A 14,690-nucleotide genomic window follows, 5' to 3' on the forward strand; every position below is an offset into this window, starting at 1 on the left:
TCGCCAGGACGACACCGCGTATTGGGCACCGACATTCCAACTCACCGCTCCAAGCCGCCGCCCCGTGGAACCCGCCTCACCCCTCTATTCGCCATTGACAAATTCATTTGCCAATATCTAATTTATCGCCAGAGCAACGGCCACAACAAGCGGCCCATAAAAGTGAGGGAACGACGATGAGAGGCTTTCTGGCCTGCGCCATGCTCGCGGCCATGACCTCGGCTGCCATGACAACAGCCGCGACTGCGCAAGTCTCCGACGACGCGGTGCGGATCGGCGTGCTGACGGACCTGTCGAGCTGGGGCCGCGACAACAGCGGGCCGGGATCTGTGGAGGCCGCGAAGATGGCGGTGGAGGAGTTCGGGCCGACGGTGCTCGGCAAGCCGATCGAGATCATCAGTGCCGACCACCAGATGAAGACCGATGTCGGCGTGCAGATCGTGCGCGGCTGGTTCGACAACGGCAAGGTCGATGCCGTCGTCGACATCCCCAATTCCGGCATCGCGATCGCCGTGCACAACATGGTGCGCGAGCGGAGCAAGATCGCGCTGCTCTCCGGCCCCGGCGCGAGCTCGCTGACCGACGAGCTGTGCAGCCCGAACACCGTGCACTTCACCTACGACACCTATGCGCTGTCCAAGGTGACGGCGTCCGCCGTGATCAAGGAAGGCGGCAAGTCCTGGTACTTCATCACGGCGGACTACGCCTTCGGCCAGCAGCTCGAGAAGGACGCGACGCGCTTCATCAACGAGATGGGCGGCAAGGTACTTGGCGGCGTCAAGCATCCGACCAATACCGCCGACTTCTCCTCCTTCGCGCTGCAGGCGCAGAGCTCGAAATCCGACGTGGTCGCCTTCGCCAATGCCGGCCAGGACACCGACAACGCCATCAAGCAGTCCGGCGAGTTCGGCCTCGTCCAGGGCGGCCAGAAGCTGGTCGGCCTCCTCATGTTCGACACCGACGTGCACGCGATCGGCCTCAAGGCCGCGCAGGGCACCTACATGACCACGGCCGCGTACTGGAACATGGACGAGGCAACCCGCGCCTGGTCGAAGAAGTTCTACGAGCGCACCAAGGTGATGCCGACCATGATCCACACCGGCGTCTACGGCTCGGTGCTGCATTATCTCAAGGGCATCAAGGCCGCCGGCACCGACGATCCCGCCAAGGTAATGGCCAAGATGCGCGAACTGCCGATCGAGGATATCTTCGTCCATGGCGGTAAGTTGCGCGAGGACGGCCGCGTCATTCGCGACATGTATCTGGCCAGGGTGAAGTCACCCGAGCAGTCGAAGGAACCGTGGGACTATCTGGACATCGTCAAGACCGTGAAGGGCGAGGACGCCTTTCGCCCGGTCTCGGAGTCCAAATGTCCGCTTCTGAAGAAGTGAGGTGAGCGATGACCGGCAGCGAGCACAACGCAGTTGAGACTTACGAGTGCGACGTGCTCGTGGCCGGATCGGGTTGCTCCGGCATGTCGGCCGCGATCACCGCGCGCTCTCGCGGGCTCAACGTGCTGATCGTGGAGAAGGAGCCGCGCTTCGGCGGCACCACCGCCCGCTCCGGCGGCTGGCTGTGGATTCCCGGCACGTCGCTGGCGAAGGCCTATGGCATCGAGGAAACGCCCGAGCAGGCGCGAACTTACCTGCGGCACGAAGCCGGCAACAATTACGACGCCGCGCGGGTCGATGCCTTCCTGAACGCCGGCCCCGAGGCCGTTGATTTCTTCACCACCAGGACCGCGCTGCGCTTCGACATGCCGCTGGTCTTTCCCGACTACCACTCCGAGGCGCCGGGCGGCACGCAGGGTGGCCGCTCCATGGTGGCCCGTCCGTTCGACGGCCGCGAGCTCGGCGACCAGATCAAGACGCTGGGCATGCCGCTCCCCGAGCTCACCGTATTCGGCATGATGCTGGGGTCAGGCAAGGACATCGTCCATTTCATGCGCGCGACGAAATCGCTGACCTCGGCGGTCTATGTCGCCAAGCGACTGTCGCGGCACCTGATGGACGTGCTCCGCTATGGCCGCGGCATGACCTTGACCAACGGCAATGCGCTCGCAGGACGCCTCGCGAAGTCCGCGCAGGATCTGAAGATTCCGATGTGGCTGTCCTCCCCGGTGCGCGAGCTGACGGTCGAGAACGGCGCAGTCACCGGCGCCATCGTCGTCCGCGAGGGCCGCGAGGTGCGTGTTCGCGCGCGACAGGGGGTCGTGCTCGCCTGCGGCGGCTTCCCGCACGATGTCGAACGTCGCAAGAAGATGTTCCCGCACGCACCGACCGGCAAGGAGCACTTTTCGCCCGGCCCCACCGGCAATACCGGCGACGGCCTGCGGCTTGCGGAAAGCGCCGGCGGGCATATCGAGGATCGCCTGCCGAACGCGGCAGCCTGGGTGCCGGTGTCGCTGACCACGCGCAAGGACGGCTCGAAGGGCGTGATGCCGCACTTCATCGACCGCGCCAAGCCCGGCGTCATCGCGGTGATGCGCGACGGCAGGCGCTTCGCCAATGAGGGCAATTCCTATCACGACTTCGTCCAGGCCATGATCAAGGCCGCAAAACCCGGCGAGGAGATCGCAGCGTATCTCGTCTGCGATCACCCGACGCTGCGCAAATACGGCCTCGGCTGCGTGCCGCCCTTCCCGATGCCGACGGGTCATCACCTCAATACCGGCTACCTCATGCGCGGCGACACGCTTGAAGCTCTGGCGGCGAAAGCCGGTATCGACGCAAAGGCATTCGTCGAGACCGTCAAGCAATTCAATGCGACGGCGCCGCAAGGCCAGGATGCCGCCTTCGGCAAGGGTTCAAAAGCCTATAACCGCTATCAGGGCGACGCGCTGCACGGCCCCAACCCCTGCGTTGCCCCGATCGAGAACGGCCCGTTCTACGCCGTCAAGATGGTGATCGGCGATCTCGGCACCTATGCCGGCATCGTCACCGACGAAAACGCGTGCGCGCTCGACGCCGAGGGCCGGGTGATTCCCGGCCTCTATGCCGCCGGCAATGACATGGCGAGCATCATGGGCGGCAATTATCCCGGCGCCGGCATCACGCTTGGGCCGGCGCTGACCTTCGGCTACATTGCCGGCCGTCATCTCGCCGACAGCGCCGCGAGGCGCGACGCGGCGTAAGCGCGACGCCAGGAGGCGCATGAAGAGAGAAAGCCGCGGCATCCAGTCGATCGAGGTCGGCGGAGAATTGCTCCGCGCTCTCGCCCGCAGCGGCGAGCCGATGATGCTGCGCGATCTCGCGCGCGAGGCCGGCATGACGCCGGCCAAAGCGCATCCCTATCTCGCCAGCTTCTCGCGCATCGGGCTGATCGAGCAGGACGAGACCACCGGCCGTTACGAGATCGGTGCGCTGGCACTGGAGCTCGGCCTGATCAGCCTGCGCCGTCTGTCTGGCGTGCGCATCGCGGGTCCCAGGATCGCTGCGCTTGCGAGCCAGATCGGGCACGCGGTCTCGCTGGCGGTCTGGGGCACGCATGGCCCGACCGTGGTGCAGCTCGAAGAACCGGGCCAGCCCGTGCATATCGTGATGCGCGCGGGTTCAGTGATGGCGCTGCTGGAGACTGCGACCGGCCGTGCGTTTGCGGCCTTCCTGCCGGAGAAGACCATCAGTGCCGCACTCGAAAGCGGCCTCGACCGCCACGGCGTCGGCTACAATCCGAAGCGGGCGGTGAAAGGCGCGAAGGTCGCCGAGATGCTGAACGAGGTCCGCAAGCACGGCCTCGCCCGCGCGCTCGGCGATCCCCTGCCCGGCGTCAACGCGTTCTCGGCACCGGTGTTCGACCATGCCGGCCACGTGGCGCTGGTCATCACCGCGATGGGGCCGGAAGGCACTTTTGATGCGCGATGGGACAGCCCGATCGCACATGCGCTGCGCAACTGCGCCGGCGGCATTTCGAAGCGGCTGGGCCATGGGATGACGGTTGCGGCGGAGTGATTCGAGTCGTCCTGGCTTTCGCCAGGACGACATCGAAGGCGTGGAGCGACCTCGCGCCCTACTTCTCCTTCACCGGCACCGTGTAGTTCAGGATGAGCCGGCCCCCATCCGGATAGATCGTCTGCCCGGTGATGTAGGATGCATCGTCGCTGGCAAGGAACGCCACGACCGCCGCGACCTCGCTCGGCTCGCCGCCCCGGCCGGCCGGCGTGCGCGACATCACGGTCTTGCGCGCATCTTCCGAGGTGTAGATCGAGGACGCCACCATGTCGGTCAGGATCGTGCCCGGCCCGACCGCGACGACGCGGATGTTGTGCGGGGCGAGCGCGACGGCCGCGACCGACGTCAGCTGCTTCATGCCGCCCTTCGACATCGCGTAGGTCGCAAGCGCCGGGATCGCCAGCAGCGCGTTGACCGAGGACATGTTGATGATGACCCCGCCGCCGCCCTGCGCGATCATCTGCTTCGCCGCCGCCTGCACGCCGAAGAACGCGCCCTTCAGATTGATGCCGATGACTTCGTCGAATTCCTCTTCGGTAATCTCGAGGATGTCCCGGTTGCGGGCGACGCCGGCATTGTTGACCATGATATCGAGCCGGCCGAACTCCTTCACGGCGGTCGCAACGAGCTGGTCGACGTCCGCGCGCCTGGCGACATTGCCGACGACGGTGCGCAGCGCATCCGGCCGCCCCAGCTCGGCGGCCGTCGCGGCAAGCCCCTCGGCATCGACATCCGAGATGACGACCTTGACGCCGTCATCCAAAAATCTCTTGGCGCAGGCCTTGCCGATACCGCGCGCCGCGCCGGTGATGGCGGCGACCTTGTCCTTGAGCTTCATCCGTGCGCTTCCCGAAAACAGGACGCCGTGTCGGGCGTCAATTCGCCGCCGTTCGCGCCGTGGCCGGCATGTAGATCTGCGCGTAGCCTTCCTTGATCGCGGCGGTGATGCGATCGAGGCGGCGGTCGATGTGCTTTTCCAGCACCGACACGCAGGCCTCTTCATTGCGCGCCTTCAGGCCCTCGACCACCGCGCGGTGCTCGGCCTGGGTGTTGGAGCGGTTGATGCGGTCCATGTCGATCCAGCGCACGAAGCGGATGCGGGCATTGACGTTGCGCAGCACGCGCAGCATCTCGGCATTGTTCGACATGCCCATCAGCCGCTCGTGGAAGGTCTCGTCCAGCTCGACGAGTTCCACCGAGGTGCGCTCGCCGGGATCGGGACCGGTGGCCTCGAGGAATTTCAGCAGCGCGTCGATATCCTCGTCCCTGGCGCGCTTGATGGCGAGGCGGATCGCGGCGACCTCGATCGACTTGCGCAGCTCGTAGAGATCGAAGATCTCGTGCGCGTCGAGCTCGCGGCAGAAGAAGCCCTTGCCCGGTGTGAAGCGCAGGAAGCCTTCGGTGTTGAGGCGGTTGAGCGCCTCGCGCAGCGGCGTGCGGCTGACGCCGAGGCGCTTGGCCAGCTCGCCCTCGTTGAGCCGTTCGCCCGGCTTGAACTCGTAGCTCACGGCCATCGCCTTGAGCTGTTCATAGACGCGATCGACGATACTGTCGGAAGCCAGTTCCACGTTGCTCATCATCAGCTGCATTCATGCCCGAACACAGCCCAATATACCGGGCTAAAGTGGACAATGGCAATGCAAACCGGAGTTTAGCAGAGCTTGTCTAGAGCTTTGCGACAGAAGGAATCAGGCGAAGGCGCGCGGACGCAGTCCAGCATGAAACCAGGTGATCATGGAATAGATGTCGTAGACCGGCAAGCCGACCTCGGCCTGCAAGGCCGCCGCATAAGGCGGCATGTTGGTGCATTCCAGCACGATGGCGCCGACGTCGGGATTTTTGGCAACGAGCTCCTTGCCGGCCTCGACCACGTCTCGCTCGGCCTGTGCGATGTCCATGTCGTCCTTCTCGGCCTTGATCAGGACGCGGAAGAACTCCTTGCCGTGCTCGGTGCCGACCAGCGGCGTGTCGAGCGGCACGCCGGCGCCTTCGAGATGGGCCGGCGTCAAGGTCGAGCCCGACACCGTGACGAGGCCGACGCGCTTGCCGGGCGGCAGGGTCGCCTGCACCCACGGCACCTGCATCAGCGATGAGGTCGCGACAGGCACACCGACGGCGGCGGCGATCTCCTTCTGGAACAGCGAGAGGAAGCCGCAATTGGTGGTGATGGCCTCCGCCCCGAGCCGCACCAGGTCTTTCGCGGCATCAATGAAATCGGGCAGCAGGCCGGCCGCGCCCTTCAGCACCACCTTCTCCGGCGAAGCGCCGCTCACCACGCGATAGAGCACGGGGAACGGCCAGGTCGTGCCGTTGCCCATGTCGCCGGGGATGCGGGGGAAGCGCGCTTCCAGCATCAGAATGCCGAGCGGCGCGCCATAGACGGCCTTGCCGCCGCGGGCAATACGAGAAGGCGAGTTGGCAGGATAGGTCATGGGTGCGATCTCAGAGGAAGCGATTGGGTGCGAACGGCGCGAGCGGAATCTCCGGCTGCTTGCCGCTCAGAAGCTGCGCGACGAGACGGCCGGTGCGGGCCGAGCCGACCAGGCCGACATGGCCGTGGCCGAAGGCGTAGACGATGTCGCGCGAGGCGCGTGCGTGGCCGATGCAGGGAAGTCCATCCGGCATGCTCGGCCGATGGCCGAACCAGGTCTTGATGCGCGAGGCCGGAATGTCCTTCGGCAGTTTCGGGAACATGCCGAGAAGGTGGTTGCGCAAAATCTCGGCGCGCTTCCAGTTCGGCGCGGCCTCGAGGCCGGCGATCTCGACCGTGCCGGCGGCGCGCAGGCCCTTGTTGGTCCAGTTCACCACCATCTTGGCGTCGGAGGCCATCATCGAGCTGCGCGGACCTGATTCCGGATTCTCGATCATGACGTGATAGCCGCGCTCGGTTTCGAGCGGCAGGGGATCGCCGACCGATGCGGTGAGCCGCTTCGAGCGGGCACCGGCCGCGACGACGGCAGCATCGCAAGCGATCTCGCCGGTCTCGGTGAGAACGGCCACGAGCTTGTTGCCGGACAGCTTCAGCCCGGTCGCCTTGGCCCGCACGTGCTTGGCGCCGCCGGCGATCGCATGATTGGCGAGAGCGGCGACATAAGCGCCGGGATCGCGGCAGCGCCCGGCCTCTTCCACCACCACGCCAAAGGTGTAGCGCGGATGCAGGTCCGGCTCGCGCTGACGCATCTCGTCGGCGTTGAGCTCCAGCCATTCGACGCCGACCTTCTTGCGCAGGCGCCAGCCGAGATCGTTGTCGAAATTGCCGCGCGACGGAAACACATGCATCACGCCGTTGCGCTCGACCAGTTCAGGCACACCCGCTTCTTCAGCCAGTTTCCTGTGCAGCAGCGGCGCATCCTTCAGGAGATCGCGCAGCGCGAACGCCGTCTTCTCGACCCGCGCCGCGGTCCAGCCCGAGAGCAGGTACTTGATCAGCCAGGGCAGCGCCTTCGGCAAATAAGACCAGCGGATCGCGAGCGGGCCGAGCGGGTCCATCAGATAGCCCGGCACCTTCTTCCAGATACCCGGCTCGGCCGGCGGGATCACCGAATGGGAGGAGAGCCAGCCGGCATTGCCGTAGCTCGCCGCCTGCTCGCCGCCGGGCTCGCCCGGATCGATCAGCGTGACGCGATGTCCTTCGCGCAGCGCCTCGATGGCGCTGATCACGCCGACCGCGCCGGCTCCGATGATGGCGACGTGGCGGCCGTCGGGCATCGCTTACGCCTTCACCGCTGGCGTGAAGTCCTTGCCGACCGAGATCGCCCTGGGATCGATGATGCAGTGGAGGATCGCCGGCTTGCCCGAGGCGAGCGCGCGCTCGAACGCCGGCGCGAACTCTTCGGTGCGCTCGACGCGCTCGCCATGGCCGCCGAACGCTTTTGCGTACATCGCAAAGTCGGGGTTCTTGAGCTGGGTGCCGACGACGCGGCCGGGATAGTCGCGCTCCTGGTGCATGCGGATGGTGCCGTATTGCGAATTGTCGACCACGATCACGACCAGCGGCGCGTCGTACTGCACGGCGGTCGCGAACTCCTGCCCGTTCATCAGGAAGCAGCCGTCGCCGGCAAAGGCGACAACGACGCGATCCGGATATTGCCGCTTTGCCAGCACGCCGGCCGGCACGCCATAGCCCATCGAGCCCGAGGTCGGCGCGAGCTGCGCGGCGAAGCTGTGGAAGCGGTGATGACGGTGGATCCAGCCGGCATAATTGCCGGCGCCGTTGCAGACGATCGCGTCCTTCGGCAGCCGGTCGCGCAGCCAGGTCATGACCTGGCCGTACTGGAACGAGCCCGGCAGCTCGCGCGCCTTGTCGGTCCAGGCGAGATAATCGGCGTGCGCCTTGGCGGCCTCGCCCTTCCAGGCAACCGCGCCCGCGGGCTTCAGCGTCTCGACGGCAGCGGCGAATGCAGCGGGCGTTGCCTGGATGGCAAGCTCGGGCTGGTAGACGCGGCCGAGCTCTTCCGAGCCCGGATGCACGTGGATCAGCTTCTGCTTCGGCGTTGGAATATCCAGCAGCGTGTAGGACGAGGACGGCATCTCCGACATGCGGCCGCCGATGAGGAGAACGACGTCGGCATTGTCGATGCGCGCCTTGAGGCCCGGGCTCGGCCCGATGCCGAGATCGCCGGCATAATGCGAGTGATCGGCGTCGATCAACGAGGCCCGGCGGAACGAGGTCGCGACCGGCAAGTCGAACCGCTCGGCAAAACGCGCGATGCTCCTGGTCGCCTCCTCGGTCCAGCGCGAGCCACCGAGGATGACCAGCGGCGCCTTGGCGCTCGCCAACATCGCACCGACCTGCTCGATGTCAGCAGGCGCCGGCCAGCTCACCGCCGGCTCGATCCGCATGGCGTCCGCAACGGCGGCGGTCTCGGTCAGCATGTTCTCCGGCAGCGCGATCACCACGGGACCGGGACGGCCCTGCATGGCGACGCGGAAGGCACGCGCGACCAGCTCCGGAATGCGGTCCGGGCGATCGATCTCGACGGCCCATTTCGCCATGGAGCCAAACACCGCCTTGTAATCGAGCTCCTGGAACGCCTCGCGCTCGCGCATGCCGGTGTCGACCTGGCCGACGAACAGGATCATCGGGGTGGAGTCCTGCATCGCGATGTGGACACCGTGGCTGGCATTGGTGGCGCCGGGGCCGCGGGTGACGAAGCAGACGCCGGGACGCCCGGTGAGCTTGCCATAGGCCTCCGCCATCATCGCAGCGCCGCCTTCGGCGCGGCAGATCACGACGTCGATCGGGCTGTCATGCAGCGCATCGAGCGCCGCGAGATAGCTCTCGCCCGGCACGCAGGTGACGCGGTCGACGCCCTGAGCAACCAACTGGTCGATCAGGATCTGGCCCCCGGTGCGGGTGTTGCGAATGGTCATGACAGCTCCCTGCAGGCTTTGGCGATGCGCTTCAAGGCTTCGCGCAAGTTTTGTTCCGAGGTGGCGTAGGACAGGCGGAAATAAGGTGCAAGGCCGAAACAGCTGCCCGGCACCACGGCCACGTCATGCCTCTCCAGCAGGAAGCGGCAGAACGCCGCGTCGCTGTCGATCAAGACGCCATCGGGCGTGCGGCGGCTGATCAGGCCGGCGCAGCTGGCATAGGTGTAGAATGCGCCTTCCGGCCGGCGGCAGCTGACGCCGTCGATGGCGTTGAGCGCATCGACCACGGTGTCCCTGCGGCGCTGGAACGCGGCGCGGCGTTCCACAAGGACGTCCTGCGGGCCGGTGAGCGCCGCGATCGCCGCGGCCTGGCTCACCGAGCACGGATTGGTCGTGCTCTGGCTCTGCACCACCGCGATCGCCGCGATCAGTTCGCGCGGGCCGCCGCCATAGCCGACGCGCCAGCCGGTCATGGCATAGGCCTTGGAGACGCCGTTCACGGTCAGCGTGCGCGATTTCAGGCTCGGCTCGAGCGCGGCCGCCGTGACGAACGGCATGCCGTCGTAAGTGAGGTGCTCGTAGATGTCGTCGGCCATCAGCCAGACATGCGGATGGCGCTTGAGCACGTCCAGGATCGGACGGAGCTGCGCCGCCGAATAGGCCGCGCCCGTCGGATTGGACGGCGAGTTCAGCAGCAGCCAGCGCGTCTTGGGCGTGATCGCGCGTTCGAGATCGGCGGCATCGAGGCGAAAGCCGTTCTCCTCGCGGCAAGGCACATCCACCGGCGTGCCGTCGGCGATGCGCACCATGTCGGCATAGCTGGTCCAATAGGGCGCGGCGAGGATCACCTCGTCGCCGGGACTAAGCGTCGCCATGAAGGCGTTGTGGATCACCTGCTTGGCGCCGGCACCGGCTGTGATCTCGTCAGTGGCATAGACGAGGTCGTTCTCGCGGCGGAATTTTTCGGCGATCGCCGCCTTCAATTCCACCGTGCCGTCGAGGATGGTGTATTTGGTCTGCCCCGAGCGGATGGCGCGCTCGGCCGCGTCCTTGGCATGGTCGGGCGTATCGAAGTCAGGCTCGCCGGCGCCGAGCACGATCACCGGCCGCCCCTCGCGCTTCAGCCGCTGCGCGACCGCGCCGATCTTGAGGATCTCGGAGACGCCGATCGCGCTGATGCGCCGGGCGGACCGAAAGCCGGATGCGGGAGCCTGGACAGTCACGGCTGGCCCTTACTTGCGTGCGGCGATCGCGATCACCTCGATGCGGTAGGCGGGATCGGCGAGCTCGACCTTGCCGCAGGCGCGGGTCGGGGTGTTGCCGGGCACGACCCAGGCATCATAGACCGCGTTCATGGCATCGAAATCGTCCATGCTCTTGAGCCAGACCTGCACGCTGAGCAGGCGCGACTTGTCGGTGCCCGCGCGCGCCAGCATGTCGTCGACCTTGGCCAGCGCCTCTTTTGTCTGCTGGGTGATGTCGGCGGTCTTGGTGTCCGCAACTTGCCCTGCGAGGAAAACGAGATCGCCGAACACGGAGGCGCGGCTGCGGCGGGCGTTCTGGTCGATGCGGGTGATATCCGACATGGGTTGTCCTTATGTCTTTACTTGCCGGTGGCGATGATGCGGCAACAGTGATCGAGCGCAGCACCAATGAGATTGTCGCTCGCCTCGGGCGTGCGGAACGCGGAATGCGCCGACAGCGTCACGTTCGGCAGCTTTGTCACGGGATGGCCCGCCGGCAGCGGCTCGATCGTGAAGACGTCGAGGCCGGCATGGGCGATATGGCCCGAGCGCAGGGCGTCGAGCATCGCGTCTTCATCCACCACAGCACCGCGCGCGGTGTTGATCAAAATGCTGCCCTTGCGCATCATCGCGATGCGCTCGCGCGACAGAAAGCCCTTGGTCTCGTCGTTGAGCAGGAGGTGCAGCGAGACGACATGGCTCTCGGCCAGCAGCTTCTCCAGCGACACGAACTCGACGCCCGGATGCGTCTTCGGCGTCCTGTTCCAGGCGATCACCTTCATGCCGCAACCCGCCGCCATGCGCGCGGCTTCCGCCGCGATGCCGCCGAAGCCGATCAGGCCGAGCGTCTTGCCGGTGAGCTGGACCGCGTCACGGCGCAGCCAGTTGCCCTCGCGCATGCCGCGGTCCATCTCGCCAAAATTTCGCGCGGAGGCCCACATCAGCGCGATCGCGCATTCGGCGACGGCGGTGTCGCCATAACCCTTGATGGTGTGGACGGAGATGCCGCGCTCGGCCAACTCCTCCGGATTCATGTAGCTGCGCGCGCCGGTGCCGAGGAAGACGACATGCTTGAGCGCCTTGCACTTCTCGGCAATCCCGGTCGGCACGGCCGTATGGTCCACGATCATGATCTCGGCGTCGCCGAGCAGGCCGGGCAGGTCATCGGGCTTGATGGAGGGGTTGCGGTTGATGCCGACAGGCAGGTCCTGGGAGCGCAGCAGCTTGTCGGTCACCGCCGCCAGGGTGTCGTTTGCATCGACGAATAGAGCGCGCACAGGCCTCTCCTTCAGGTCACGAGATTGTTGCGTTCAGTCTTGAATACAGACTTGCATGCGATTGACAACCCCACAGTCCGAGGAAATTTGCGCAATCCTGCCAAGATATTGGGCTCATCTCTGCCTTGCCGCACAAATGGCCAGCAACGTGAAATACCGTATTGCATTTTATCCTGAATACAGAAATAGTCCAGTGGCCGGAGCCGATCCGACCCAAATTCCAGGGAGACAGAGACCATGAATCGCAGGGACGCTCTCACCACAGTCGCGCTCGCGGGCGCAGCGATGGCCGCCGCAGGCAGCTCGGCCAAGGCCGACGCGCCGACCTCCACGCTCGACCGCATCAAGAAGAATGGCGTGCTCCGGGTCGCCGTCATCGTCGGCCAGGAGCCCTACTTCCATAAGGACCTCGCCACCAACGAATGGTCGGGCGCCTGCATCGAGATGGCCAAGGACATCGCGAGTAAGCTGGGAGCCAAGGTCGAGACGCTGGAATCGACCTGGGGCAACCAGATCCTCGACCTGCAGGCCGACAAGGTCGACCTCGCCTTCGCCGTGAACCCGACGCCGGAGCGCGCCCTCGTCATCGACTTCTCGACCCCCATCCTGGTGCACTCCTTCACCGTCATCACCAAGAAGGGCTTTGCCAAGCCGCAGACCTGGGCCGAGCTCAACAAGCCCGAGGTCAAGATCGCCGTCGACATCGGTTCGACGCATGAGACGATCGCGCGCCGCTACTGCCCGAAGGCAACGATCCTCGGCTTCAAGAACCGCGACGAGGCGATCCTCGCGGTCGCAACCGGCCGCGCCGACTGCAACGTCTCGCTGGCCGTGCTCTCGGTCTCGACCCTGAAGAAGAACCCGAACCTAGGCGATCTCGCGATCCCGCGCCCGCTGCTGACGCTGCCGACCAACATGGGCATCCGCGCCGAGGGCGACCGCCGCTATAAGGATTTCCTCAGCGCCTGGGCCGACTACAACCGCTCGATGGGCCAGACCCGCGAATGGATGCTCAAGGGTTTCGAGGCCGTCGGCCTCACCGCGGACGATCTCCCGCCCGAAGTGCAGTTCTGACGGCCGTTCGACGATGTATGTCTGGGAGTTCGCGGCGCTCAAGCCGTATTGGGGCCTGATCTGGCAAGGGCTCCTGGTCACCGTCTTCTACACGGTGATCACGGTCGCCGCGGGCCTCCTGATCGGACTGATCGTCGGCATCCTGCGCACGACGGCACCGCGCTGGGTCGCGGTGCCGCTCCGGCTCTACATCGAGATCTTCCGCTGCACGCCGCTGCTGGTGCAGCTGGTCTGGATGTATTACGCCCTACCGGTCCTGATCGGCGTCGACATGTCGCCGGCGATGGCCTGCTTCATCGCGCTCTCGCTCTATGCCGGCTCGTTCTACGCCGAGATCTTCCGCGGCGGCATCGAGGCCGTCGACGTCGGCCAGTGGGAGGCCGGGCGCGCCATCGGCATGCGTCGCGGCAAGATCTTTCGCCGCATCGTGCTGCCGCAGGCGACCCAGGTGATGATCCCCTCCTTCATCAACCAGACCATTATGCAGCTCAAGAACACCTCGCTGGTGTCGGTGGTCGCGGTCGGCGACCTGCTCTACCAGGGCTCGGTGATCACGGCGGCGAGCTACCGGCCGCTCGAGGTCTACACCACGATTGCCGTGCTCTATTTCGTCGTGCTGTTCCCGCTGACGCTGGTCGCGGACCGGGTCGAGCTGAAGATGGGAGCGCATCGATGAGTGCCCTGATCGCAAGCAACATCCACAAGGCGTTCGGCGACCACGAGGTGCTGAAGGGCGTATCGCTCACGGTCGCACGCGGCGAGGTCGTCACCCTGATCGGCGCCTCCGGCTCCGGCAAATCCACCTTCCTGCGCTGCCTGAACCTGCTCGAAATGCCGCAGCAGGGCGAGCTTGCGATCGGCACGCACAATTTCGCCTTCGGCAAGAGCGTGCGTCCCGCAGGCGATGCGCAGCTCGCGCTGCTCCGCCGCAGCGTCGGCATGGTGTTCCAGCACTTTAATCTCTTCCCGCACATGTCGGTGCTGCGCAACATCACTGAGGGTCCGGTGCAGGTGAAAGGCATGACGCAGGCTGAAGCCGACGCGCTCGGCCGCGACCTGCTTGCAAAAGTCGGCCTCGCCGACAAGGCCGACGCGTTTCCGAGCCGCCTGTCCGGCGGCCAGAAGCAGCGCGTCGCGATCGCGCGCGCGCTCGCGATGAAGCCCGACGTCATGCTGTTCGACGAGCCGACCTCGGCACTCGACCCCGAGCTGGTCGGCGAAGTGCTCGCCGTCATCCGCAGCCTTGCCGCCGAGGGCATGACCATGGTGCTGGTCACGCACGAGATGGCCTTCGCCGCCGATGTTTCTACCCGGGTCGGCTTCATGAACGACGGCGTCATGGCCGAGATCGGCACGCCCGACGAGACCATCCGCCAGCCGCGCAGCGAGCGGCTGAAGTCGTTCCTCAGCCGGTTTCACGAAACGCATTAGACGGCCTGCTACGATCATCCCGTGCCGTTCCTGCGCTGAACTTGCCGGGACAGGCGCCGGACACCACGTTCAATCCCGCGACAGCTGCGGCGTTGCGTGACGTTCGCCGGAGTATGGAACTCGAGGCGCGCGATTCTCCTCGCGCCCGCCGCGATCGTCGCCGAACGCGACATGCTCTTGCGTCCCCTCAAACCCATTGCGGCCAGACGTCGCCTAGCTCGCCTCGACAGACGTCGCGGTTGTGCCAATTGCGGACATCCGGATCGCGGTATGGTGAACCAACAGGTTGATTTATCTCAAGACTGCATTCGGGACGCGAGCTAACTTACCTTCGCAAGGCAGCG

14 protein-coding genes are annotated in these 14,690 nt (G+C 65.9%); 6 read left to right on the plus strand and 8 right to left on the minus strand.

Annotated elements, in window-relative coordinates:
• Positions 1–176: 176 nt before the first annotated feature.
• The 3 genes from XH79_RS41850 to XH79_RS41860 are packed head-to-tail and all read left to right on the plus strand — an operon-like array spanning position 177 to position 3,947.
• A complete protein-coding gene (locus tag XH79_RS41850) occupies positions 177–1,391 on the plus strand; it encodes an ABC transporter substrate-binding protein (protein WP_271585515.1) in 1,215 nt (404 codons plus the stop codon).
• Positions 1,392–1,399: 8 nt separating this feature from the next.
• Entirely contained in the window at positions 1,400–3,133 is a 1,734-nt protein-coding gene (locus tag XH79_RS41855; RefSeq protein ID WP_271585516.1) for an FAD-dependent oxidoreductase, read from the plus strand.
• A 19-nt stretch (positions 3,134–3,152) separates the two neighbouring features.
• A complete protein-coding gene (locus tag XH79_RS41860) occupies positions 3,153–3,947 on the plus strand; it encodes an IclR family transcriptional regulator (RefSeq protein WP_271585517.1) in 795 nt (264 codons plus the stop codon).
• A gap of 58 nt (positions 3,948–4,005) precedes the next feature.
• Here XH79_RS41860 and XH79_RS41865 read toward each other — a convergent pair whose 3' ends face one another.
• From XH79_RS41865 to XH79_RS41900, 8 genes are all read right to left on the minus strand, one after another.
• The gene (locus XH79_RS41865) at positions 4,006–4,785 is read right to left on the minus strand and encodes an SDR family NAD(P)-dependent oxidoreductase (RefSeq protein ID WP_271585518.1); all 780 of its coding nucleotides are present in this window, start codon (positions 4,783–4,785) and stop codon (positions 4,006–4,008) included.
• A 37-nt stretch (positions 4,786–4,822) separates the two neighbouring features.
• Positions 4,823–5,527 (minus strand): GntR family transcriptional regulator, encoded by a 705-nt coding sequence (locus XH79_RS41870; RefSeq protein ID WP_271585519.1) that lies wholly within the window; start codon positions 5,525–5,527, stop codon positions 4,823–4,825.
• A gap of 108 nt (positions 5,528–5,635) precedes the next feature.
• On the minus strand, positions 5,636–6,379 hold the full coding sequence (locus tag XH79_RS41875) for an aspartate/glutamate racemase family protein (RefSeq protein WP_018641179.1): 744 nt from the start codon (positions 6,377–6,379) through the stop codon (positions 5,636–5,638).
• Between the two features lie 10 nt (positions 6,380–6,389).
• Positions 6,390–7,655: an NAD(P)/FAD-dependent oxidoreductase gene (locus tag XH79_RS41880; RefSeq protein WP_271585520.1), complete on the minus strand. Its 1,266-nt coding sequence runs from the start codon at positions 7,653–7,655 to the stop codon at positions 6,390–6,392.
• A gap of 3 nt (positions 7,656–7,658) precedes the next feature.
• Positions 7,659–9,320: a thiamine pyrophosphate-binding protein gene (locus tag XH79_RS41885; protein WP_271585521.1), complete on the minus strand. Its 1,662-nt coding sequence runs from the start codon at positions 9,318–9,320 to the stop codon at positions 7,659–7,661.
• A complete protein-coding gene (locus XH79_RS41890) occupies positions 9,317–10,543 on the minus strand; it encodes a pyridoxal phosphate-dependent aminotransferase (RefSeq protein WP_271585522.1) in 1,227 nt (408 codons plus the stop codon). The genes XH79_RS41885 and XH79_RS41890 overlap by 4 nt, the downstream gene beginning before the upstream one ends.
• A 9-nt stretch (positions 10,544–10,552) precedes the next feature.
• A complete protein-coding gene (locus tag XH79_RS41895) occupies positions 10,553–10,906 on the minus strand; it encodes a RidA family protein (RefSeq protein WP_271585523.1) in 354 nt (117 codons plus the stop codon).
• Between the two features lie 17 nt (positions 10,907–10,923).
• Positions 10,924–11,841, minus strand: coding sequence for an NAD(P)-dependent oxidoreductase (locus tag XH79_RS41900; RefSeq protein ID WP_271585524.1), 918 nt, complete (start codon positions 11,839–11,841; stop codon positions 10,924–10,926).
• A 237-nt stretch (positions 11,842–12,078) separates the two neighbouring features.
• On the opposite strand from XH79_RS41900, the gene XH79_RS41905 reads away from it, so the two are divergent.
• The 3 genes from XH79_RS41905 to XH79_RS41915 are packed head-to-tail and all read left to right on the plus strand — an operon-like array spanning position 12,079 to position 14,346.
• The gene (locus tag XH79_RS41905) at positions 12,079–12,915 is read left to right on the plus strand and encodes a transporter substrate-binding domain-containing protein (RefSeq protein WP_212339900.1); all 837 of its coding nucleotides are present in this window, start codon (positions 12,079–12,081) and stop codon (positions 12,913–12,915) included.
• 13 nt (positions 12,916–12,928) lie between these two features.
• On the plus strand, positions 12,929–13,591 hold the full coding sequence (locus tag XH79_RS41910; protein WP_271585525.1) for an amino acid ABC transporter permease: 663 nt from the start codon (positions 12,929–12,931) through the stop codon (positions 13,589–13,591).
• The gene (locus XH79_RS41915) at positions 13,588–14,346 is read left to right on the plus strand and encodes an amino acid ABC transporter ATP-binding protein (RefSeq protein ID WP_271585526.1); all 759 of its coding nucleotides are present in this window, start codon (positions 13,588–13,590) and stop codon (positions 14,344–14,346) included. The genes XH79_RS41910 and XH79_RS41915 overlap by 4 nt, the downstream gene beginning before the upstream one ends.
• The last annotated feature ends 344 nt before the right edge of the window (positions 14,347–14,690 follow it).

This window comes from Bradyrhizobium sp. CCBAU 45389 (assembly GCF_028128625.1).
GTDB lineage: Bacteria > Pseudomonadota > Alphaproteobacteria > Rhizobiales > Xanthobacteraceae > Bradyrhizobium > Bradyrhizobium liaoningense_B.